Source organism: Paraburkholderia bryophila (assembly GCF_003269035.1).
GTDB lineage: Bacteria > Pseudomonadota > Gammaproteobacteria > Burkholderiales > Burkholderiaceae > Paraburkholderia > Paraburkholderia bryophila.
In genome coordinates this window covers 1-20950 of record NZ_QLTK01000052.1, presented here as the reverse complement: position 1 = coordinate 20950, position 20950 = coordinate 1, and the positions used below count along the sequence as shown (strand labels likewise).

The 20950-nt window shown below is 58.4% G+C and carries 27 protein-coding genes; 6 read left to right on the top strand and 21 right to left on the bottom strand.

Translation table 11 applies throughout. The features are described from left to right. The 8 genes from BX591_RS35140 to BX591_RS35105 form a co-directional block, all read right to left on the bottom strand. On the bottom strand, window positions 1–588 hold a 588-nt coding region (locus BX591_RS35140), incomplete at its 3' end, for an N-acetylmuramidase domain-containing protein (RefSeq protein WP_111935898.1). Then, a complete protein-coding gene (locus BX591_RS35135) occupies window positions 585–866 on the bottom strand; it encodes a phage holin family protein (RefSeq protein WP_111935897.1) in 282 nt (93 codons plus the stop codon). The genes BX591_RS35135 and BX591_RS35140, both read right to left, overlap by 4 nt. A gap of 6 nt (window positions 867–872) precedes the next feature. Then, a complete protein-coding gene (locus BX591_RS35130) occupies window positions 873–1214 on the bottom strand; it encodes a putative holin (protein WP_111935876.1) in 342 nt (113 codons plus the stop codon). Window positions 1215–1239: 25 nt separating this feature from the next. Continuing rightward, window positions 1240–1446, bottom strand: a complete 207-nt coding sequence (locus BX591_RS35125) for a tail protein X (protein ID WP_035557081.1) — start codon at window positions 1444–1446, stop codon at window positions 1240–1242. Beyond that, window positions 1446–1937, bottom strand: a complete 492-nt coding sequence (locus BX591_RS35120) for a head completion/stabilization protein (protein WP_111935896.1) — start codon at window positions 1935–1937, stop codon at window positions 1446–1448. The genes BX591_RS35125 and BX591_RS35120 overlap by 1 nt, the downstream gene beginning before the upstream one ends. Window positions 1938–2075: 138 nt before the next feature. Then, a complete protein-coding gene (gene gpM / locus BX591_RS35115; protein WP_111935895.1) occupies window positions 2076–2720 on the bottom strand; it encodes a phage terminase small subunit in 645 nt (214 codons plus the stop codon). Beyond that, entirely contained in the window at window positions 2720–3736 is a 1017-nt protein-coding gene (locus BX591_RS35110; RefSeq protein ID WP_111935894.1) for a phage major capsid protein, P2 family, read from the bottom strand. The genes gpM and BX591_RS35110 overlap by 1 nt, the downstream gene beginning before the upstream one ends. Window positions 3737–3776: 40 nt before the next feature. Then, window positions 3777–4796 (bottom strand): GPO family capsid scaffolding protein, encoded by a 1020-nt coding sequence (locus BX591_RS35105; protein WP_111935893.1) that lies wholly within the window; start codon window positions 4794–4796, stop codon window positions 3777–3779. A gap of 153 nt (window positions 4797–4949) precedes the next feature. Between BX591_RS35105 and BX591_RS35100 the strand changes: the two genes are divergently transcribed. Both BX591_RS35100 and BX591_RS35095 read left to right on the top strand, forming a co-directional pair. Next, a complete protein-coding gene (locus tag BX591_RS35100; protein WP_111935901.1) occupies window positions 4950–6728 on the top strand; it encodes a terminase ATPase subunit family protein in 1779 nt (592 codons plus the stop codon). Then, window positions 6725–7771, top strand: coding sequence for a phage portal protein (locus BX591_RS35095; protein ID WP_111935892.1), 1047 nt, complete (start codon window positions 6725–6727; stop codon window positions 7769–7771). Before BX591_RS35100 ends, BX591_RS35095 begins: the two co-directional genes overlap by 4 nt. Window positions 7772–7796: 25 nt before the next feature. On the opposite strand, the gene BX591_RS35090 is transcribed toward BX591_RS35095, so the two are convergent. The 3 genes from BX591_RS35090 to halA all read right to left on the bottom strand — a co-directional run bounded on the left by BX591_RS35090 (window position 7797) and on the right by halA (window position 10435). After that, window positions 7797–8168 carry a hypothetical protein gene (locus BX591_RS35090; protein WP_146749858.1) on the bottom strand — a complete coding sequence of 124 codons (372 nt, stop codon included), beginning with the start codon at window positions 8166–8168 and terminating at the stop codon, window positions 7797–7799. A 384-nt stretch (window positions 8169–8552) separates the two neighbouring features. Continuing rightward, a complete protein-coding gene (gene halB / locus BX591_RS35085) occupies window positions 8553–9236 on the bottom strand; it encodes an anti-phage Hailong system nucleotidyltransferase HalB (RefSeq protein WP_111935890.1) in 684 nt (227 codons plus the stop codon). Further along, a complete protein-coding gene (halA, locus tag BX591_RS35080) occupies window positions 9236–10435 on the bottom strand; it encodes an anti-phage Hailong system effector protein HalA (RefSeq protein ID WP_111935889.1) in 1200 nt (399 codons plus the stop codon). Before halA ends, halB begins: the two co-directional genes overlap by 1 nt. A 381-nt stretch (window positions 10436–10816) precedes the next feature. On the opposite strand from halA, the gene BX591_RS36285 reads away from it, so the two are divergent. Further along, on the top strand, window positions 10817–11557 hold the full coding sequence (locus BX591_RS36285) for a hypothetical protein (protein ID WP_146749857.1): 741 nt from the start codon (window positions 10817–10819) through the stop codon (window positions 11555–11557). A gap of 951 nt (window positions 11558–12508) precedes the next feature. Here the strand turns inward: BX591_RS36285 and BX591_RS35065 are convergent. Together BX591_RS35065 and BX591_RS35060 are read right to left on the bottom strand one after the other, a co-directional pair. Next, window positions 12509–13405: an HNH endonuclease gene (locus tag BX591_RS35065; protein WP_167444684.1), complete on the bottom strand. Its 897-nt coding sequence runs from the start codon at window positions 13403–13405 to the stop codon at window positions 12509–12511. A gap of 76 nt (window positions 13406–13481) precedes the next feature. Then, window positions 13482–14345 carry a hypothetical protein gene (locus tag BX591_RS35060; protein WP_146749856.1) on the bottom strand — a complete coding sequence of 288 codons (864 nt, stop codon included), beginning with the start codon at window positions 14343–14345 and terminating at the stop codon, window positions 13482–13484. A 423-nt stretch (window positions 14346–14768) separates the two neighbouring features. Here BX591_RS35060 and BX591_RS36725 point away from each other — a divergent pair, with 423 nt between their 5' ends. Continuing rightward, complete coding sequence (locus BX591_RS36725) at window positions 14769–15428, top strand: hypothetical protein (protein ID WP_167444683.1); 660 nt, start codon at window positions 14769–14771, stop codon at window positions 15426–15428. A 97-nt stretch (window positions 15429–15525) separates the two neighbouring features. Here the strand turns inward: BX591_RS36725 and BX591_RS35050 are convergent, their stop codons facing one another. Genes BX591_RS35050 through BX591_RS35030 form a run of 6 tightly spaced genes read right to left on the bottom strand, consistent with a single transcriptional unit; the run spans window position 15526 to window position 18411 of the window. Continuing rightward, window positions 15526–15738 carry an Ogr/Delta-like zinc finger protein gene (locus BX591_RS35050; RefSeq protein ID WP_111935885.1) on the bottom strand — a complete coding sequence of 71 codons (213 nt, stop codon included), beginning with the start codon at window positions 15736–15738 and terminating at the stop codon, window positions 15526–15528. Next, window positions 15735–15989, bottom strand: coding sequence for an ogr/Delta-like zinc finger family protein (locus BX591_RS35045; RefSeq protein ID WP_111935884.1), 255 nt, complete (start codon window positions 15987–15989; stop codon window positions 15735–15737). Before BX591_RS35045 ends, BX591_RS35050 begins: the two co-directional genes overlap by 4 nt. A gap of 23 nt (window positions 15990–16012) precedes the next feature. Beyond that, window positions 16013–17803, bottom strand: a complete 1791-nt coding sequence (locus BX591_RS35040) for a replication endonuclease (RefSeq protein WP_111935883.1) — start codon at window positions 17801–17803, stop codon at window positions 16013–16015. Window positions 17804–17822: 19 nt separating this feature from the next. Then, entirely contained in the window at window positions 17823–17966 is a 144-nt protein-coding gene (locus tag BX591_RS36720) for a hypothetical protein (RefSeq protein WP_167444682.1), read from the bottom strand. A gap of 8 nt (window positions 17967–17974) precedes the next feature. Next, a complete protein-coding gene (locus BX591_RS35035) occupies window positions 17975–18193 on the bottom strand; it encodes a hypothetical protein (RefSeq protein ID WP_244147207.1) in 219 nt (72 codons plus the stop codon). Next, entirely contained in the window at window positions 18190–18411 is a 222-nt protein-coding gene (locus BX591_RS35030; RefSeq protein WP_035557055.1) for a hypothetical protein, read from the bottom strand. Before BX591_RS35030 ends, BX591_RS35035 begins: the two co-directional genes overlap by 4 nt. Before the next feature lie 461 nt (window positions 18412–18872). On the opposite strand from BX591_RS35030, the gene BX591_RS35025 reads away from it, so the two are divergent. Together BX591_RS35025 and BX591_RS35020 are read left to right on the top strand one after the other, a co-directional pair. Next, on the top strand, window positions 18873–19202 hold the full coding sequence (locus tag BX591_RS35025; RefSeq protein ID WP_035557053.1) for a helix-turn-helix domain-containing protein: 330 nt from the start codon (window positions 18873–18875) through the stop codon (window positions 19200–19202). A 149-nt stretch (window positions 19203–19351) separates the two neighbouring features. After that, window positions 19352–19882 (top strand): IS21 family transposase, encoded by a 531-nt coding sequence (locus BX591_RS35020; protein WP_111935882.1) that lies wholly within the window; start codon window positions 19352–19354, stop codon window positions 19880–19882. Window positions 19883–19919: 37 nt separating this feature from the next. Here BX591_RS35020 and BX591_RS35015 read toward each other — a convergent pair whose 3' ends face one another. Further along, window positions 19920–20246, bottom strand: a complete 327-nt coding sequence (locus tag BX591_RS35015; RefSeq protein WP_111935881.1) for a helix-turn-helix domain-containing protein — start codon at window positions 20244–20246, stop codon at window positions 19920–19922. Next, window positions 20230–20484: a type II toxin-antitoxin system RelE family toxin gene (locus BX591_RS35010; protein ID WP_111933329.1), complete on the bottom strand. Its 255-nt coding sequence runs from the start codon at window positions 20482–20484 to the stop codon at window positions 20230–20232. The genes BX591_RS35015 and BX591_RS35010 overlap by 17 nt, the downstream gene beginning before the upstream one ends. Window positions 20485–20950 lie beyond the last annotated feature (466 nt).

The following is a 20950-nucleotide window of genomic DNA, read 5'->3' as shown; positions in this document are numbered from 1 at the left end:
GTCGATGCTCGAATAGCCGAGCCGTTCCCAGTGATAGCCCATCACCTGAAACGCGCCCCAGCTCGCCGACTCATACGCCGCGCCGGCGTCGATCAACTCGGCCGACGCGAGCCGCGAATACTCGGCCGCCTTGCCCATGTAGCCGCCGCGCGTCTGTGAAAGGATGTTCGGATACTTCGCGGCAATCGGCGCCGGGTCGATGCCGCGCGCCTGTAGCCGTTTCCAGAAGATGTGACGTTCGAACAGGATGACCGGCCGGCCGCCGGTCAGAAAGCCAGATCCGTTCGATTCCACTTCGTTGACGGCACGCACACAGGCGAGCGGCACGCCAAGCCTGTCGGCCGCTGCGACCAGATCGGCGAGCGCGAGGTGCTTGGGGTCGCGCTGGCCGGTCGCGAGCGCGGCGAGCGTCTTGGGGCCAGCGACGCCGTCGTCGACGAGGCCGGTTTTCTTCTGCAACGCGATAACCGCGGACTCCGTGGCGTCGTCGTACAGGTGCGTGACGTCGAGCGGGTAGCCGGCGCGGATCAAACGGCGTTGCAACAGGCCAACGTCGTCGCCGTGGTCGCCGAAACGGTGCGTCATCATGGTTCATTACTCCAGAGCAGGCGCGCGACGTTGCCGCGCACGCCAAGGACAAACAGGGCCAGCAGCACCGCCGAGCCCGCTTCGAAAATGCCGGTCGATTTCGCGTGTAGCGCCAGTTCGATCGCCGAGCCGCCCATAACGACGACAAGCGCCCAGGCGATCCATGAGACGTGGCGACGGTGCCGGGCGCCCTGCCGGCGGTAGGTCAGCACGCGCACGATTGCGGCGAAATAGGCCGCCAGTGCGATCAGCGCGATAGGGGTGAAGTGATAGAACACGGTGGCCTACCCTCCTTTCCTGAACATCGCGAACAGGTCGAGCGTCTTGACGCGCTCGATCAGCTGCAGCGTGACGGTAATGACCATTGCGGCCGCGAAGAACGCCGCCACGCCGGTTGACCTGATCGGGGTCGCGTTGACGATCTCGGGCGCGGCCAGATAGCCCATCACCAGCGAAATCAGCATGTAGGCGAGGCGCTTCAATGCGCCGATATCCTTCGACGTGACGACAACGAGCGCGGCGCCCGTAAAAGCGCCGATCAGCGCGTTGCCGTCGATACCCGGTGCGAGGCTCGCGAGGCCAATCGCGGCCGACAGTGCGAGGGTGGTGGTACTCGGTTCGGCCATGGTCGGCTCCGTGGGTTCGTGTGTATCAGTCAAACAGTTGCAGCAGCGGCGTCGACGTGTTGACGCTCGCCAGCTCGGGAAGAAAAACGGGGGTGCCGATCGGCAGGATCACGCCGTAGTCGGCGAGGCCCGCATTCGCTTCGAGGACCGCCTCAACGGTGCCATCGGTGCGGCCGTAGTGACGCCAGCACAGCGCGTCGACGGTGTCGCCCTGTTGTGCAATGACGATCATCAGATCAGCTCAATCGTCGAGCGCGACAGCCCGCGCATGTCGCTCAATGCCCAGCGAACGTTTCGGCGGGCTTCGCAGATCGTCGCTTCGAGGTCTTCAGCCTTCTGGCCGCCGGACTTCGTCGAGTCGAAATCGCGGTATCGCTCGGTCAGGTCGGCGTGCGCGAGATTGAAGACGGCGCGGCGATAGCGCGCGAGCTGCACACTTTCTCCGCCGATGTTCGGCGCCGGTACAGCGGCCAGATCGACGCGACCGGCCGCAACGTGGCCGGCCTGCCATGTGACGAGCTCCGCATTCACGCTCGCGATCGCGTCGAGCGTGGCGTCGCGCAGGCGTTCATACGTCACGGTGCCGTCGAGCCGCATCGACGCGCGCAAGGCGTTCATGTTGATGTCGGGAAACCAGCCATCGTTCGTGACGATCGCGGCATCGGCCGGCGAACCGGGTGTCTGCGGCTTGGTGGCTTCTGCGGTCGCGATAAAGCTGTTCATGGAACATGGCTCAGAAAAATGATGGCGGTGGGCCGGCGTCGGAAACGCGTTTCCGTCAGGTGTTGCATTTCGTCAGCCGGCGCCGCCATGCCGGGGGGGCTCCTTAATTGCGGCCAGCGTCGGCGCTGGCCGCATCGCTCAACTCGCTTCGAGTCGGGCAATGTCCTGTTTCACGCCGGCGCGTTCGTCGAGTTGCAACGCGCGGCGTAGATGGTCGAGGGCCGCAGCCCTGTCCGAATCCTGTAGTGCTTTGCCCAGCGCTTTATGCAGCTTCGCGCGCACCTGGTCGTGCATGTCGGCGGCGCTCGTCAGCGCCATCACTTCGGCGAGCTGGTCGGCGTCGAATGTGTCGCCGAGCTTGAACGCCGCTAGTGCGGCCTGCGCGAATTCTTCGGCGATCGCGGTCGCGAGCGGCCGGTCGTACTGGTCGGGCAGCGTCATCCGGTGCGCGATCGCATACCGGGCGATATCGAGCGCGCCGGCGAAGTCGCCCGCGTCGACGCGCCAGATCATCACAGTTGTAAGCACATCGTCCTGCGCGCCCCGCCCGCCGCGCAGTGCGCCAGCGACATAGTTCACGTACTCGGGCAGCAGCTCGGCACGCTTCACGTCGACCTTGCGTTCGATCGACTGGATCGCCTTCAGGCGCCGGCGGTCGGCCGCCAGCTTCGCGAGCATCAGCTCGTACGCGCTCGCGCCGGCGAGCGATTCGCCCGGTGCGGCCGAAGCCGCCGCCTGTTCGGCCGAGACGCGTTCGTAGTGGCGTTGGGCGGGGCTTTTCATTACGCGGCCTTCGGCATGAGTTCGATGTTCTCGGCCATCGCGCCGCAGCCGAAATCCTCGACGACATAGGCGTCGTTGCTCGACTCGTAGTTTTCGATACGATCGCGCTTCGAGTTATCGACGATGTTGCGCCGGCGACCGCCGTCCTGCGTGTAGATCGACAGGTTGTCGAAGCGCGTAATCAGCAGCGCATGAGGCGGGAAGAACGGCACGCTGACCGCCGGCAGGCCGCCAATGCGTTTCTGGCTCATGATCACGTCAGCCGCGAGGGTTTCGGTCGGCGCCTGTGATGTGTTGACGATCGGGAAATACTTGTCGTGCATCAGGCCACGGCCGCAGAAAACGAACAGCTCCGTGTCGTCCTGATGCCACGGGTCCACCATGCTCGACAGGATGTCGAAAACCAGCGCATCAAGGTTTTCGTAATCGCCGCCCTTGCCGATCTGAACCTTGCCGGCGATCTTGCCTTCATGCAGCACGCGGGCCGCGGCCTGGTCGCGATACTTCTGCAACCAACCCTTGTTGACGTCCTGCAGCAGCGGATTTTTTGTGCGGTCGGAGGTCGCCGCTCGCGAGGTACCATTGAAGCCGATCGCCATGCGGTCGAGCGCCTGGCGCTTGACGATCGCATCGCGCAAACGGGCCTGAAAATCGATGAATTTCGCCCACGCGTCGAGCTTCGAATAGGTGATGTGCGAATCGAAATTCGTCTGCGTGCAAACGTAGCCGTTCTCGTCGAGGTCGCTGACGTCAGTCGTTTCGCGATCCTGTTTCGTGGTGTCGGTGGTGCCTGCAATCGGCGCGCCGATCCCGAGGCCGAGCTTCGCGCCCTGCTGTTCGGTCACGCCGATCATGTTGACGCGTTTCAGGAAGTCGCTCGATTCCTGGATGCGGGTTTCAAGCTTCTGTTGAACGCTCGGCGAGACAGCGAATTTCAGCGTGGCGTCCTGAACGCCGTTCAATTGTTCGATCGCTTCCACATACTTGTTGAAAGCAATCCGGGTGTCATTGCGCATTTAATAATTCTCCGGGAACGGTGAGGGGCACGAATGCGGATTAGCAGTCGGTGACAACAGCAGCGGGGGCGCCGGTCGCCGGCGGCCGTGTCGGCGTGTTGCTGGTCTTCGAAAGCTGCGTGTGCAGTTCGTCGAATGCCTTTCGATCGGCTTCGCGCAGCTCGGACAGTTCCTTGACGGTCTGCGTCAGGGAGGCCACGGCATCGGCCTGTTGTTTGCCGTGCGTGGCGAGCGTTTCAACGGCCTGTCCTACGTCGGCGAACCGTGTGTCGTCGTTGGCGTCTTTCTTCTTCGACTTGCCCAGCAGCTCGGCCACGCGGGAGAACAGCGCGCCAAACGCCGGCGCGGCGGCTTCGTCGAATTCGATCGTCACCGGGTCTTCGGCAGCGGTAAAAAGGTTTGTCGGCTTGAGCTTGCGGCTGGCGAACGGTGAGGCCGCCGGATTCTGCGCGGCGAAGGAAAGTACCTGCGTGCCGAGACTGGCCGGGCTGTCGGTCACCGCGAGGCCAACGAGATACGCCTGATTCGTGTCGGCGAAAGACGGATCGATTTCGCACGACGTGTAAATCTTCTGCTTTGCCTTCGTGAGCGCAACGAGGTCGGGCGTCGGTGCGATCTGCGCATAGAGGCCGAGCTTGCCGGCGAGCGGGCCGGTTTCATCGCGCGTTTCGAGCGCGATCACGTCGCCGTATGCCTTGAAAGGGCTGTCCGGGATGATGCCGCGATAGTGTTCGAGGTTCAGCCGCGCGCCGTACATCTCCGGGTTGTAGTTCTTCGCCATCTGCGTGAGCGATGCGCGGTCGATCGTCCGGCCGTCGCTCGTCGCACCTTCAACAGCGATACGGAAAAATCGGGTCGCCGCGTGCTTGACCGATTCGCCGGCGCCGGCCGCAGTAACGGAGCCGATCGCGAGCGCACCAGCGCCGAGGTGGCCGCCGATCAGATCGGCGTGGTTAAGGGCGCTACTCACGGCGAGCGTTGCCGCCTGTGCGTCCATCGTGAAAGCGAATGCGATCGCCGCAACGGCGAACGACATAAGCGACAGCTTGCGAGATTGCATTGTGAGGTCTCCTGCAGGGTCTGAAGGGTTGGTTTGCGTGAGTTCATATCTTGCGTTTGCAAGCGCTGCGGCTCAACCGTTGGCGCATGTCCCCGATATGGGTACAGACGCATGGGGATGCTCTCGCGCGCGCGTCGCGAGAAACTTGGCGCCATGCTAGAAACCGCCGACATCACCCCTGTTCTTGAATCGAATGCCGACCCCCGCCGCATCGCTCGCGCGTTGTACTGGCAGGGCTGGCGGGTCACGTCGATCGCACGTCAGCTTGAGCTGAAGCGCGCAACCGTCGAGGCCTGGAAACAGCGCGACGAATGGGATAAGGCGTCGCCGATCGAACGCATCGAGTCGTCGCTGGAAACGCGGCTTGCGGTGCTGATCGCGAAGCCGGAAAAGGACGGTCGCGACTTCAAGGAAGTTGATCTGCTGATGCGTCAGGTCGAGCGCATGGCGCGTGTCCACAAGTACGGCGAGACCGGCCGCGAAAGCGACCTCAATCCGAACATCGCGGCGCGCAACACGGCGCCGCGCAAACAGAAGGCCGCGCGCAACGAATTTAGCGACGAACAGCGCGACCGGATCGTCGAGGCGTTCCGCGACTCGCTGTTTGACTACCAGAAGGTCTGGTATCGCCAGCGCGACCAGCGCACGCGCAATCTCCTGAAATCGCGGCAGATCGGCGCGACGTGGTATTTCGCCCGCGAGGCACTGGTCGACGCCATCGAGACGGGCCGCAACCAGATTTTTCTATCGGCGAGCAAGGCACAGGCGCACGTCTTCCGGCAGTACATGTGCCAGTTCGCGCGCGAGGCCGCGGACGTGGATCTGTCCGGCGAGCCAATCCTGTTGCCGAACGAGGCGATGCTGTATTTCCTCGGTACAAACGCACGCACCGCGCAGAGCTATCACGGCAACTTCTACTTTGATGAGTATTTCTGGGTCGGCGGATTTCGCAAGCTGAACAAGGTCGCATCCGGGATGGCGATGCATAGCAAGTGGAGAAAAACCTATTTCTCCACGCCGTCGAGCATGCAGCACGAGGCGTATTCGTTCTGGACCGGCGACCACTTCAATCGCGGCCGTGCAAAGGTCGATCACCTGCATCTTGACGTGACGCACAAGGCGCTTGCGCGAGGCCGGCTTTGCGAAGACCGGCAGTGGCGCCAGATCGTGACGGTTGAAGACGCGGTGGCCGGCGGCTGCAATCTGTTCGATCTTGACGAGCTGCGGCTCGAATACAGCCCCGAGGAATATCTGAACCTGCTGATGTGTCATTTCATCGACGACACGGCATCGATTTTCCCGCTCGCGGATCTGCAGCGCTGCATGGTGGATTCGTGGGAGCTTTGGGAAGACTTCAGGCCACTGGCGCCCCGCCCTTTCGCATGGCGCCCTGTGTGGGTCGGTTACGACCCGGCGCTATCCGGCGACTCGGCCGGCCTGATTGTGGTGGCGCCGCCGGCGGTGCCGGGTGGCAAGTTCCGCGTGCTGCACAAGGAGCAATGGCGCGGCATGGACTTCGAAGCCCAGGCCGACGCGATCAGGCGCATCACGCAGGAATACAACGTCGAATATATGGCGATCGATACGACCGGCATCGGCCAGGGCGTCTATCAACTCGTTCGCCAGTTCTATCCGCATGCGGTGGCGCTCAACTACTCGCCTGAAGTCAAAGGGCAGCTCGTACTCAAAGGCCTGTCGGTGATCGGCAAAGGACGACTCGAGTTCGATGCCGGCTGGACTGATCTCGCGCAGTCGTTCATGGCGATCCGCAAAACCATGACCGCGAGCGGCCGGAAAGTGACCTATGAGGCGAGCCGCAGCGAGGAAACCGGCCACGCCGATCTTGCATGGGCATGCCTGCACGCACTCGGCAATGAGCCGCTGGAAGGCGTCACCGCCAACAACACTGGATTTATGGAGTTTTCCAATTGAGCAAACGCAAACAACACCAAGCACGCGGCGCGGCGTCCACGCCGGCCGCACCAGTCACAACGCCGCCGGCGCGCGCCGAAGCGTTCACGTTCGGCGACGCTATGCCGGTCATGGACCGGGCCGAGATTCTGGATTACGTCGAGAGCTGGTCGGCGGGCGAGTGGTTCGAACCGCCGGTGTCGTTCGCAGGTCTCGCGAAGTCTTTCCGCGCCGGCGTGCATCACAGCTCCGCGATTTACTTCAAGCGCAATGTGCTGTCGTCGACGTTCATCCCGCACAAGCTGCTCACGCGCGAGGAATTCGACAAGTGGGCGCTTGACTTCATGGTGTTCGGAAACGCCTATCTTGAGAAGCAGCAGAATCGTATCGGTGGCACGCTCGCGCTCAAACGCGCGCCGTCGAAATACATGCGTCGTGCGACCGATCTTCAGCGGTATTTTCAGGTCAACGGTATTCAGGAAAAGCACGAATTCGCGGCCGGTAGCGTTCATCACCTGATTGAGCCGGATATCAATCAGGAAGTGTATGGCCTGCCCGAATATCTCGGCGCGCTGCACGCGGCATGGCTGAACGAGTCCGCGACGCTGTTTCGCCGGCGCTACTATGAAAACGGATCGCACGCCGGATTCATCCTCTACATGACGGACGCAGCGCAGAAACAGGAGGACGTAGACGCGTTGCGCGAGGCGTTGAAAAACAGCAAGGGGCCGGGCAATTTCCGCAATCTGTTCATGTACGCCCCGCAGGGCAAGAAAGAAGGGATTCAGCTCATTCCGGTGTCCGAGGTGACGGCTAAAGACGAGTTTTTCAACATCAAGAACGTGACGCGCGACGACCTGCTCGCGGCGCACCGCGTCCCGCCTCAACTTATTGGCGTGGTACCGAGCAACACAGGCGGTTTCGGCGCAGCAGACACTGCGGCCGAAGTGTTCGGGGCCAACGAAATCGAACCGCTCCAGCGCCGCTTTACGCAGCTCAACGAGTGGGTCGGTGACGAGCTTGTCCGATTTAATCCCTATTCCATCAAACGGGCGGCGGCTTAGGCGCAGCCAGAACACCGGAGAGGGATCATTTAGTTTGCCCGCGTTTGCGCCGGCTTTGAGCTTCGAACGTTACCGCGTCCGGATTGCGGGCGTATTCTCGGACGCTTCTCGGTACAGCATCGTGTCGCGGTGTATCGTCGATATCGCCGACACGTAATACCTCCTGAGCGAGCACAATCCGCAATTCCATGATCGGCGAATCGCGGCCGACTAGGCTGCGATCAACCTCCCTCGCAAGCCTGACGGCTTCGTCGGCTTCGCCGCGTAGTCGCAGCAGCACGAGTCGCAAATACTGGACCTCCAGAATCAGCCGCTCGACGTCTCCTTCGCCGCGATGGTCGCGCCACCAGTTCCGCAGGTCGTCAAGGGTTGGAGGGGTAAAAGCTGCGAGTTTCACGATAAGCCTCAAAAAGTACTGTGTAAACATACAGTATTTTTGAGGCATATGATATGCCCCCATTTTGACGCGCTGGGTAAGCTATGACCCTTGAACTTCCCGGGCGGTGCGCGCGGCCTCGCAGACGACTACCGCAGACCGGCGGCTCAGTTCGACCCACTGCCGACGCTCACTCAGGATCCAGACCGGGGCGGGTTCCGAAGGAATAACGGACGCTCAACCGGTGTTTAAATGGCGCCTTGTGCCAGGTGACGGCCGACCGACTAGCAACGGCGCTCGCCGCTGGTACGGCAGATGCCCTACCTGTCCGGCGCAGCGGCCGCACGCTCGACAGGACTCCGTGCCATCAGAAATACGCATCCCCAGAGCGCCTCTCACCAAAAATCAATACTCATCGGCCGCCGTAGAGCCCCGAATATTCGATAGTGTCTTCAAACCCATTACATTCCGGCTTGCCGAGAATCTCATTGCCCAGTCCAACTGCTCTCCCGACGGCACGGGATTGGGAAAGCCAAAACGATCTAGAAATTTTTTTAGATAATCAAGATAACTTGGAATAAACTGGCCAGTGCTTTTCGCATTAATTAACAAAAATGCCTCCCAAGATCCCGAAAACTCTCCGAGCTGCTTGGCGGCAAAAACCGGTCTACGCATTTCCGCCGATTTTGCTATCAAAATTGTTCTGACACACCACGCAACGCGCCTGTTGTAGAAAGTATAGTCCCTGAAGCTTTCCGCATGCCCAAACAAAAACCACGCCAAATCAGAAGCTAAACAGATTTCTTGCGCATAATTATCTTTGTAATTAAAACTGGCGCAAATAGCATCGATTTCGCCGGAAAGGTCAAATAAAGGCTTGGCCTCCAGGGCAATATGCAAAACAAAAAGATCGCCGGACTCCGCGCGCTGAATTGCTAGGTCGCGAGGGTAACATGCCATATTGATGTTGGCCTGCACGACCATCCTGTATTCAGAATCGTCGGTAACGGCAAATAAATCAACATCCGAATCTGGCTGTTGATCCTCGCGGGCGCGACTCCCGTACAATGCTAGCGCTAAAATCGCCATTAACGTACTCTACTAATTCTGTTAATTACAGTTGGGACAAAGATGGCGTACCACCATAGTCCAACAAGCGCATTGATTCCATAAATAACCTGAGGAATCCACTTTGTCTTTTCAGCAGCATGTTTCGTATAGCCGACCAACAACGAGACGTCGAAAGACGTCATGAAAGCAAGTTTCCAGGTACAAGCCTCAACAGTCTCGGCCGTACCGCATGTTACACCGGTCATTTTGTAAACGACCGCAAACAGCGCAATCATCAACAATCCAACCAGCGCCGGGCGCGCGAGACTGTAGCCCCACTCGTTTATCGCACCTGAAATGTTCAAAATAGAGAGTTCTAGAGAAGCTTGCGACAACCTCCATAATGAAGAAAGCTTTTTCAGCGGCTTTTCCTTGGAACTCAATACAAATTTTGCGCTTTCGCGCCTAGAAACCAAGGATTGCGTCAAATACGTTCTTACCGCTTCATAATAAACGTTATCGTCGGCATTTCGCTCGCTATTCGACAAAACCGCCCTCGCAATCTTGACCTTCGTTTCCTCCAGTCGCATTCTCTGATGAGCAGGAGTCGTTGGTCCTCGTTGGAGGAGCACCCCCGCGTCCGTATTAGTATATGCTGACATAACAAAATCCCACGGATTCGAAATCATCGAATCGAAGAATTTCGTTTCGGTTCCGGACACTCCAATTTCTGACCAGGTGCAATCAATAAACTGACATTGCTCAAATGTAGCCAGCGAGAGCGAAACGCGTGAAAATTTGCAATTCGAGAACTTCACTCCTTTCCAAGTGGCGGACCCCAAATCGCATTCCGAGAAGCGGCAGTTATTAAACGACAAATCAATAGCCACAAAATTGCCACGAAAATCACAATTTTCAAAAGAAAATCCTTTCGCACTCCACCGGGTCAGCTTCTTGTCCGTCACAAATGATGACAAACGCTCTGCCGTACATACCGAGTATGAAATGCCGGTCACGTTGGAAATATTCCAATCAAATACGCTATCGATGCCGCGAAAGTTATCGGAATAGAGCGGGTCCCAATAGCTCGATTTGCGCTTCCCGCTAACGTGCTTCGCTAACTCATCCGATCTTTCAGTTGGCCGCGAACGCGCCTGCTTGCTGGCCACGCTACCGTTCGCAACTGGTCGCGGCTGAGATCCCGACTTTCCTTTCGGTGGAAGGTTCGAACCTGTCATTTTTCGTTTTCTCGTGCTGTGCGCGGTCTACCTCGGAGATGAGGATTCTACCGTCCCCGCTTCGCCTCCGCTCAGCTAGGTTACTATCGTCTCGGGCTTGCACGCGATGCAAAAGGCATAACACGACCCATTCCCGTCGTTCGTCTCAGCGCTATTGAGGAACTGTTGGCCGCTGCGGAAATTTGCATGTCCAAAAAATCTTCATAGTGCTGGCGTGCTCTAGATGCCAACTGACTGAGATCGCCTGCGGACACTGGGCCTGCCCGGGCCAATGTCGTCAATCTAACGGGTTGCGGACGGTCGAACCATCAAGGCGATTAAACCCCTTTCCGCAATGCGTCCACTGTGGCAAAAAACAGCTTTTGAAGAGGCTAGGCTAACATGCCACGCAAACGTCGAAGACTTCTCCAGCAACGCAAAGAACTTGTCGAACGCTATGTGCGCATCGCGGTCCACCGCAAGATAAGGCGGATCGCGCATGCGCTTGCAAGGCGCTTCAGTCGGCCAAGACTTCAGTGGTCTGAGCGGAAGAGAAAAAAGGCCTTAGTTGCTGCACTGCAGACGACAGCTACGGAAGCATCGAGAACGCGCCGACATGGCTTTGAAGCGGCAACAGCCCTTTTAAATATTGGTCTGTTCTTTCTTATCGCAGAACGAGACATTCAATCCGTGAAAATCGACGCTTTGACGCACTCCGATCCATGGAAAAGAGGTCTTGCCGCGCGGGTCATGTTGCTGACTATTCATGAACTGGACATCGACAAAGTGGCGGGAAACAAATTACGACAAGCACTCGACGATGGCCAAGTTCCGGAGGAATTAAGGGCTTCCGTCACAGATGCAATGCGAACCATCCGAAAGGCTCAGTCGCGAGCCCAGCGTCAGTTCACGCACTTAAGGAACTCGACAATCGCCCATCGCGATCCAGATGCTATCCGCCAGTACAGCGATATCATTGCGATTGATGGGCTTGAGGTAGCAAAAGTCGCTACTGAGTTTTACGCAGGAACGAGTAAGTTCATAGATATTCTCCCACGCGTAATAATTCATCTAAGCACTGTTCCCGGAATGATTAACCAACTAGCCGCTCAAAAGGCAAGAGCGAAACCCTCAGGCGCATAAAGCGCGGACGCGCGAGCGAAAACTAGGTGTTCCTGGCCTGGAAACGCCGCCTCTCGGAGATCGAATGACCGCTTGCTGAGTGGAACTGCCGTCTGAATGTCCTGGCGACGCATCGAACAAAGGTCTCTTCATGGCCGAATCCAGCTCCCTATGGCGCTGTCGCTGCACCAGTCGAGTCAATGGTGACACAAAAGTACAGTCGATCCGTCGTTCCTGCACAGCTTTCCAGCCATGCCGTTGCGGCAGCTGTGATTGTCCGACGACAGAAGTCGGCAGCCTCCGCTATCGTAAGATGCTCGAGACTCGTAGTTCCCTGCGGCGCGTTCCCGTGGCCGACCCGCCCATCCGAAGACTGAATCCATCCCTCCCAGCCCAAAATCTGGATCTGGTGGTTCGCACAGTGGTCGATCGCAGCGATAGCCGCATTTAGTGGAAGTACGATTTCCCGCTGCGAAATCGATTGCAGCGCGAGTTCGCGCGGCAGAGCTTGCAACTGCATCATTCGGTGCGCTCTTTCGGTTTGGACTTGCCGACATTGTCAGCAATCCAGCCGACGAAGTCGAGCGTCCGGTTTTGGCCGTTCTCCGCCCTACGCGCCGGCCGCGCAAGCCCCGTTGCAAGTCGTCGCCCCCTACCAAGCCCCACGCAACGCCCAAGGTGCCCGCAGGGTGCCATCCCCACCCCAGACCCGCACAAGACCGTCCAGCGCCTCGACACGCGGCGCAGGCAGCATCCCGGCACGACAGGGGCCGGACGGAGTCAGCCGCTTTGACGGTTTAAATCGCAGTCCCCCTCCCCGCCTGCCCTCCTCTTGGGTGGCCGGTTTTGATGCACCACGCCACCGGCCGCCGTAGCGCCAATCTACGCAGGCTTCGGCGTGATGTCACGAACGGCCGAGTGATGCGACGTGATGCGCGCGGCGCATGTCTTTGCGGTTGCTGGATCGCCAAATTATTTTTTTGCATCAACCTCCACGCGATCTGAATACGCCATCGTTAGCGCAGTGACTTCTCCGCGAACTATTTCCCGGCTAGTCAGATCCAGCAGGCGATATCTAGGTGCCCCGAATCGGACCGTGGGGTGTGGAAAGGGATTTAGCGAAAGCAGTTTGCTATCTAGCGCCTTGTCACGTTCGCGCGAGGGCAGCATCACTTGAAACATTTCATTGCCATAAATGAGGACAAAATAGGCGTATGGAACTCCGATATATTCAGGGCGCCGCCGAAGCATCAGAATTGTAATTTTATCGTTCGGAAGAGAGCCGGGCGCAATTGTATAGATCACCGAAAGTTCTGATATAAAACTGTCTTGATGCCCAGCTTGCCCGATCCACTCAACAGCCTCCGAAAAATTTGGCATTTCAATTTCCGGAATTACGGACAGACCCATTTTTACAAAAGCCTTTAAAACCGCAATTGGCGTATAGGGTTCGCGCTCAACCTGAATTGTAACTGTTTTCTCTTTTTCATTTACGCAAAAAACTGGATCACCTTCACGATGATTTACCATGAAACCATTTTTCTCGCCTTCATACTCAATGCGCCAGCCTGCCGATTCATTTTTTAAGGTTGGGATACCTTTTTTTCCACTGATCCGAGCAAAGGTCCGCATTGGCATGGACCATTTTCCAAAGTCATTCTCTATGCTTTTGCCGAATTTTTCGTTGCAATCATCGCACTCGTAAGCGGAGAAAAGACTGTCATTACCCAAGGACTGCGGAATGGCGTGTGCAATCTTCCTGAATGTAACCTCCGGCGGTCGTTTTCCGCAGAAACGACACAATCGATTAACGGTATCACCTAGGATTGGGAGTTTTATCCCGGACTCCAATTGCCAAGCGCCTAGCACTTCGTAATGCTCCGCGTAGAACGACAGAGCTTTATCAAGAGCGTCGATGATTAATCTCCCACAAGGTTCTATTTAATTAAAGGATTCCCGTGGGATGCCGCCCCTCAAGAATCAAAGGAAGGTGCAGGCCAACAAAAACGAGAAACGAAAATGCTTTCAGGCTATTAATCTCCGTACCGTAGTCCGACGACTCGCCATGTATAACCTGGTGACGATTGAGCGCACTGAAACACTGGCCCGTGGTTTCGGCCCACAAATTTCGCTTGGACTCACTTTTTAAAAAATCAAGCTGATCCAAAATAAGAAGTGGATACAAGAGATCGGATGACCCTGGGTCTTTCTCAATTTTACTCCGCAATTCCTTCAAGCCTTTTTCACTCATTGGAGACTTTAGTTTGCTGATTTCACTCAACAGCCCGTCTGCCTGAGCGATAAATACAGGCGTCGAAAGAAAGTATCCGCTCGGTCCTAATGATTTATGTGCATGGACCGCTGCCGATATAGCCGCGGCCCTGTTCGGATGGTTTGCGATTAAATTTTGTGCGCCGGATTCAAAATTTTCTCGGTGGTAGTCCGCGAGAATATTGTCGATTTCGTTAACATCGACATTTTCAAGCTTTTCCACGAGCGTAACCAGATCTTCCAAAGAATCGTTCCAGCCGAAAAACCAGCCTTTAGACGAGGCCAAGATCATGGCCTTTTTTGACTTTTCGGGAAGGTTCTCTAGCCGCCTTTTGACGTCAACCCAATCTATCTCGCTTAATACAGCCAGCGGACCTTCTATTCGGCTGGCAAGGACTTCTGCAGCAGCACGGACTCGCCGACGAAATTCGTCGAACAGAGCAAGACCGCGTGAGATCGTATCCGCGTGAGGTTCCATCGCTTTCAGAAGCCGCCCTTCCAATTCCCCTGCAAGCGTTTCAGGTTTTTTTTGTGACACTCGTTGCTCCTGCTGGAGTTCCAGTCAGAGTGCATCCCGTGGACGATGGCGCCCGCGGTAGCACTCAGTCAGTTGCAAGCGTACCGGAAAAGGCAACCGGCGAACATTTAAGGCTGTGCAGGCGCCGTTTTCTTCCGCGTTTGTCGGCGCCGGTCATGTGACGTTGGTTACAGTTCCCTGTTTGCCGTCCAACACAATTTGCTTTCTTACTGTCGCTGCCCTGGCTTGCGAGCATCCCAGGTGCTTTCGTATCTCGGTGACCGTGCTGCGTAGCTGTCCGTCGCGGATCGCGGTCAGCACGCGAGCTACGTCATCGGCCTGCACGCCAGTCGCTGAACTGCGAGTGGCCTCCACTTCGATCGCGTTATTGTTGACCGGCGCTACTACCTTACTGGCGCGCGTTACTGGCGTGACTGCCGGTCCGTGACTGGCTACTCGCGCGGGCGTGATAGCCTTGGTGAGCGAGTCGGAAGGCCGAAGCGCAAGCAGCCAGCAAAAGCACGCGACACCCTCAAGCACTACAGCGAACGCCATGCCCGCGACCAGGTCAACCTGACCCGCGTCCACGCCGAAAACGGTCAGCAGCCCGGCGACCGGATTAGCTTTCGCTGCAGTGCGCTCGGCTTTCGCGCGATCAAGCGCCAAATCTCGTCGCGTTACTTCGGCCGACTCGGCGTCGAGGGCTGCGAGCCGTGCAGTAAGGGTCGCGCGTTCGATCCGTACAGCGCCACACCGCTCGCCGCACTTGCGTTCAACCACTCGGGCCAGTCGTGCCACGACGCCGGCGCGGTCGCTGGCGACCGCGGCCAGATTGCGACCGTACTCGGCGACCTTTGGGACGGCTGCCGCGCGAATCTCGCCGGCATGTCGCTGTGCCGTGACAAAAAAACCCGCGTGCCCGTAGCAGGTTGCCACCATGCAGCCCATCCACAGTACTGCGCCGAGCGCACGGATACGCCGGCCGTGCGGGCGGCACAGGCCAGGCAGAAGGTGGGCGGCGACGACCAGCAGGACACCAACGCAGATCAGCAGCACGCGTTCCGCGACGAGCCCGCCACGCTGCCAGCCGGCGAGGATCGATAAACACGCCGCGGTCGCAGTCGCTGTGAGCGCGAGCAACACCTGTATCGTCTTCGTAGGCATAGTTGTGCCGCTGTGATTCATCGCTCCCCCGAGCCGGTTAAAGATCAAACTGCAATTCGGTATTCCGCCGGTGCTGGCGTTTCGGTATAGGGAGTTCCGGCGGGAACATTTCGAGCTTCGTGCGGTACGTATGGCCGCACGTCACGTCATCGCATTGGAAGTCGATCTCCCAGTCCGTTGCGGATTTCTTTTCCATCGCTCGCGCGATACCGCGAGCGCCGCAATGTGGGCAAGCTATCGTGAATCTCACGGCCGGCTCCCCCGGGTCGTTGTCGTGCGCGCATTCACCGCACCGCGCAACATGGGCGATGGCCGGACCTCCAGCGACACGCCTTCGCGCGGCCGGGACGACGCAGACAGTGAAAACAGGATTTCAAACCCTGCTGGCGTGCGATAGCCGCAGTCTTCGCAAACGAAGTACATGCGTCGCAGCGTCGTCGAGAGACCTTCGGTATGGCGAGCGTCAATTTCGCCGCCGCAGCTCGGACAATCGATGTTCATTTGTGCCATGGGAATTCCTCGCTCTAAAGGTTCCATTGACCCCATTTCGCGCAGTCCCTTTCCCCACTGACGCTGATTTCATTGCTGCGACCCAGCTGCGCAGCCGGATCGACCACCCCTGGCCGATTGCTGTGCGTACAGTTATTGACACGAGTCCGAGTGCTCGCGGCTTCGCCGCTGCGCTGAACCTTCCGCCACTCAAAGCGAGTTGCCGGAACAAAAATCTCTGTTTCCTTCGAATACGCGCACATACCGTCGACGATGTATGCAATGCCCGTGGCGGCGACGCCGTGGGGTACTTTGACCGGCGCGATACCGTAACGGCCTTCGCGATGCTGCGTAGTGCGCTTGACGTAAATCAGGCGTTCTTCGCCGGCGATGCCGCCCATTGCCCGCGCGTATTCCGCCCAATCTGCTTTGTGAGTTTCGGTTTTCTGTGCTGCATGCCACGCGGCGACAATTGCCGGCGATTCCTCGGCGGCTGGCAGGTCTTCGACCTTCACGCGTCTCAACTCACGCCACACGCCAACAGGCGCACCGCCAAACTGCTGAAACTGTCGAATGCCCCACAGCGCCGCCCACGCTTCGACGCGCTGCGACGGTGTGATTTCGTCTTCGCCCCACATATCCGCCTGCACGATGTAGCCCTCTTGTGTCTTGTGGTCGCCGACCGCGTGGCCGTCAATGTTCTTGGCGATGTACTTCGCGATGTAGCCGACCGCCGAGCCCTTCGCGCTGTCGATGCGCTCAAACTTCACGCGCCGAGCCTGTGCGCCGGCTTCGTTGCCCGAGTCGCGCAGACCGTGAGCGCGTATCACCGCGCACACGCGATCGACGTTGTCCGAGAAAATCAGGCCATGCCAGTGCGGCGTAGCGTCGTGGTGCGGCTCCGCCACACGCATCCCGAAGTAGGTCACGCCTTCGCGTTTGAGCTGCGCACGAATCCGCGCCCACACCTTGCGCAAATACTCCTGCCCGTCGCGCGCCGATGCGCCGTTGTATTTCTTGTTCGGAATGAACCGGGTGCCGCCGCCCAATTGGCGGATCGCGTGAAAGCGGCTCGGGCAAGTGAGCGTGAACATCACACCTTCGAAGTGCGCCGCGATTGCAAGGTCTTCACAGCCGCGCAAACGCGTCATCAGCTCGCCGCGTTTCAGTGCCTTGTTCGAAATGCTCTTTGCCGCAAGCTCGGCGAGCGTGAAACGGTGGCCGAGTTCGTTTTCCAGAGTGACGGATTCGAGAGTGGCCGCGTTGCGCCGGTTCTGCGCGATGCGCCGGCGCACCGCTTCATCGCTCGCATATGGTTCGGCTTTGTAGTGGACGTAATGCAGGCGGATGTTCGAATGTTCCAGCGAACGGATATGGAGACGCCTTAACTGGCGGCGCCACCACAGTTCGCACTTCACGCGAAGGACCTGTTGCGCCGGCTCGTCGAAATTCGGCAGCACGACACCGTAAGCGGCACAGGTGCGAGCCGCGACGACAAGCGCTTGATTGGCGTCGAGTCCGAGCGCCCGAAGCACAAAATCATTGGCGAGCGTGCGCGCCTTCATGCAGATTTCGTAATCGGATGCGTCAGGGCGAACCGGCATCGAGTCCGGGGCGTGTTCGTCTACAAACGCGGCCATGCTGCGATCGGCCGCGTTCATGTCAAACAGATGCGCCGCGCCACGCTTGCGGGCACTCTCACGACCTGCGCCCTCCGCCTTCCGATATGCACGGCGATACCACTTGTACGGCAAACGCTTACGCGCCTTCTGCATGGCCGGCAGCTTTGGCAACTCCGTCCCAATGGCGTTTGCATAGACCCACATCCGCCTACCCCCTACCCGATCACCTACAGATAATCGACCGCGCCGCGACTGGCTCGACGGCTTGCGGCTCCCCGTTGACAGCACTCCATGCGAGTAAGGCAAGGAGCGAAACCAGCCAGATCGCCCAAAGCGGCATCGGCTTTTGCGGCTTCTTTTTGTTCATGAAATTTCCTAGCGAATGACACGGCGGCGCCGCGCCAGCTTGCTCAGAAGTGGCCGCAGCGCATTCAGCGCATGGGCCGCCGCTTGATCGCTGCGTAGCGTGCGCTGCGGGGCGTAGAGAACGAACGGGGGAACCATGACCCCAGCGCCAACCCCGAACGCGGCTAGGTCTTCAATCAGCTCCGTGCGGCCTGCCCGCTGCTCAATAGTCGCGATATCGGAATTCACTCGCGCCCTTGCTTTTCGTTAAGTGCAGCGCCAAGCGCCTCATCGCGCGTTAGCAGATAGGAATCACCCTGTGGCACGACTTCTTCGTACCAGTGGATTTGACGCCGGCCGACGATGAAATACCCGCCGCGTGCATGTCGTTCAAAGTAAGGGCCGCACTCCATGACACCCGGCGCGACCACACGTGGCATAGCTTGTTGAATATCGACGTGCGTCATGCAACACCTAGGGCGTTTAGGTGCGAGCGTCCTTGAGGTGCGAGTGTCATCAACCGACTTGCGGCATGCTTCCGGTAGCGAGCTCGTTGCACTTCGTTGTGTGCGTTCAGCTCTCTGCGAATCGCGTCCGCTTCGCCGCTGAACTCCGCCGACGCTCGCCCGCATGCGCCGAGTGATTTGCAACTTGAATGTGTGAATTGCAACGAGATGTGTCGCATCTGACCTCCCCTGTTCAACCCCTTGAACGGTTTTCCGCGTAAGTGTCGCCCGGCGGCTGGAGGGATCAACTCCAGCACCGGCGGGGTTTGGGACCGGTTGCCAAGGCGACAGCCGGAGAATAGTTCGAGACCTAAAACTATGTCAAGGCCTCGAATCATTCGTAACCCTCGATCGTTGCATATTCTCGAACATCGAACTACGCTACGCGTCAGGGTTAATCTTGAATTTCAAGGGGTTACAAGATGAAAGGAACAGTTGACTATCTGGACGACGCCAAGCGTTGTCTCAAGGTCGAATCTGACTACGCGCTCGCGAAAGCGCTGAACATTCGCGCTTCGACGATCAGTGGCTACCGCGCAGGCCGCAGCCACTTCGACGAAACCACTGCCCTGAAAATCGCTGTGACTTGCGGTATCGAACCGATGGAAGTTATCGCGGCGGCAGCTTACGAACGCGCGAAATCGCCCGATGTCCAGTCGATCTGGATGGGCGCTTGGGAAAAATTTTCCACGGGTTTTCGGTGGCTGGCGCTACCCGCTAACGCTTGTGGGGCTTGGATCCCGCAGGTGTAACGCCAGCTTTAAGTTAGCTAGATGCTTTATATTATGTCAAATGAACTTGCTAACCTTGGTTCGACGTTACTTACAATTTGTAGCATTCCCTGCAACTTTGTAATGTTTACGTTAGATTTCGCGCCCTTCAAACTTCCAAGGATCTCCGAGTGTTCGCAGAACAACGACATCGCGGTCTGCATGAGTTTCTGGAGCTGACTGGCGGCCTCTCAATCGCCGAGATCGCCAGAAAGCTGCACTATTGCTCGCGGACCATCTGCAATTACGTCGCCGGTCGCTCGCCAATCCCCTGGCATCGCATCGAACTGCTCCGCCTGCTCGCGCTTGACGCGCGCACGGCGCCTGAAAATCAGACCGTCCCGACACCTTCCGACGAACCGGCTGCAATCGCCAACATTGATCCAGACCCGGCAGCGCCAGACGTCCCGCCGGCTGAACTGCTCGCGTGGGTCGGCGTGTACGCGCCGCATTTCCTGTCGAGCCGACGCAGCTTCACGCTTTACGTTCGTGGATGGGATGTGGTCGAGAAAATCCGGCGTGCCAAGCGCGAAGGCAGGTTTTCCGCCGTGCTTGCGCGCTGGCATGAGCAGACTGTCGAGCTGCCGCGCATGTGGCGTTCGGGGAGAATGTTTGCGGGCATCGGGCCGCCCGCATACGTGGATGGAAAAACGGATTTATGAGTCGCTGACGGCGCCGGATCTGGTAAGCGTTACCCGGTCAGAAGTCGAGCTGATCCGCCGAGATGCCGAGCGCTGTCGCAATCTTTTCGCGCGAAGACTTGCGCAGCTTTTCGCTGCTTTCCTGTTGCGCGTAGGCCGACTGGCTGATGCCCATGCGCGCAGCGACTTCAACCTGCGTCAGCCCGAGGTGTTCGCGCCAAGCGCGAGCCGGCGTCGCACCGTCCACGGTTGCACTCACAACCTCATGCGGAATCAACCCGCGCTCTGCATCATGCTCGGCAATGTATTCCGCGTATGGGATCACCACGTAGGCCGGTTTGCCGTCCGGCCCGTTGATAACCTGAATGCTAGTACGTGCGTTCATTGCGTTTCCTCACTTCCTCAATCTCGACGACGCGGATAGCGCCGTCCCAGTTGAACAAGACCCGGTAATTGCCGACACGTAGCCGGTAACCATGCTCATGATCGGTCAGCGCTTTGACGCTCAGGCAATCAGGCATTGCCGCCAGCGTACTGACTCCATCACGAACCGCCACCTGGTGCTGCCGGTCAAGCTTGCGCAACTGTTTGGCCGCTTTTTGGGTCCACTTGATCGTGTTCATGGAACAATTATAAGTTTATTATAAGTTTTATCAAGCGAAAACTTCTTTTTGGCCGTTATCGCATGCAGCATGGACGACATGGGCGCACTGCCAAAGCTGTTCGCTTCGGCTCACGCGCCGTACGTCAGGTTACCCTGATATTTTGGAGACGGCGGCCTGCCCGCTTTTCAGAACGCCGCCTACTAAACCTTAGGCGCGGCGGCCGTCTGCCGCCACCGGCAGCGAACGACCCAGGCTGTGTGGAAACCCGATGAGATTGCAATGCGACGCATGATTGCTGACCGCCGCAGTACGTTTGGTTGCCTTTTCGGCCATCAATGGGACGACGAGACTGCGAGCCTCTCCAACGCGTTCCAGACGAGTTTATGGCTTTTTTTCAGGGCCTAAAGGGGTTCTCACGCACCCACCAGCCGCATCGCCTTCATTGTCTTTTTAAAGCCCAGGATTCTCAGCACTCGCGTGAGAT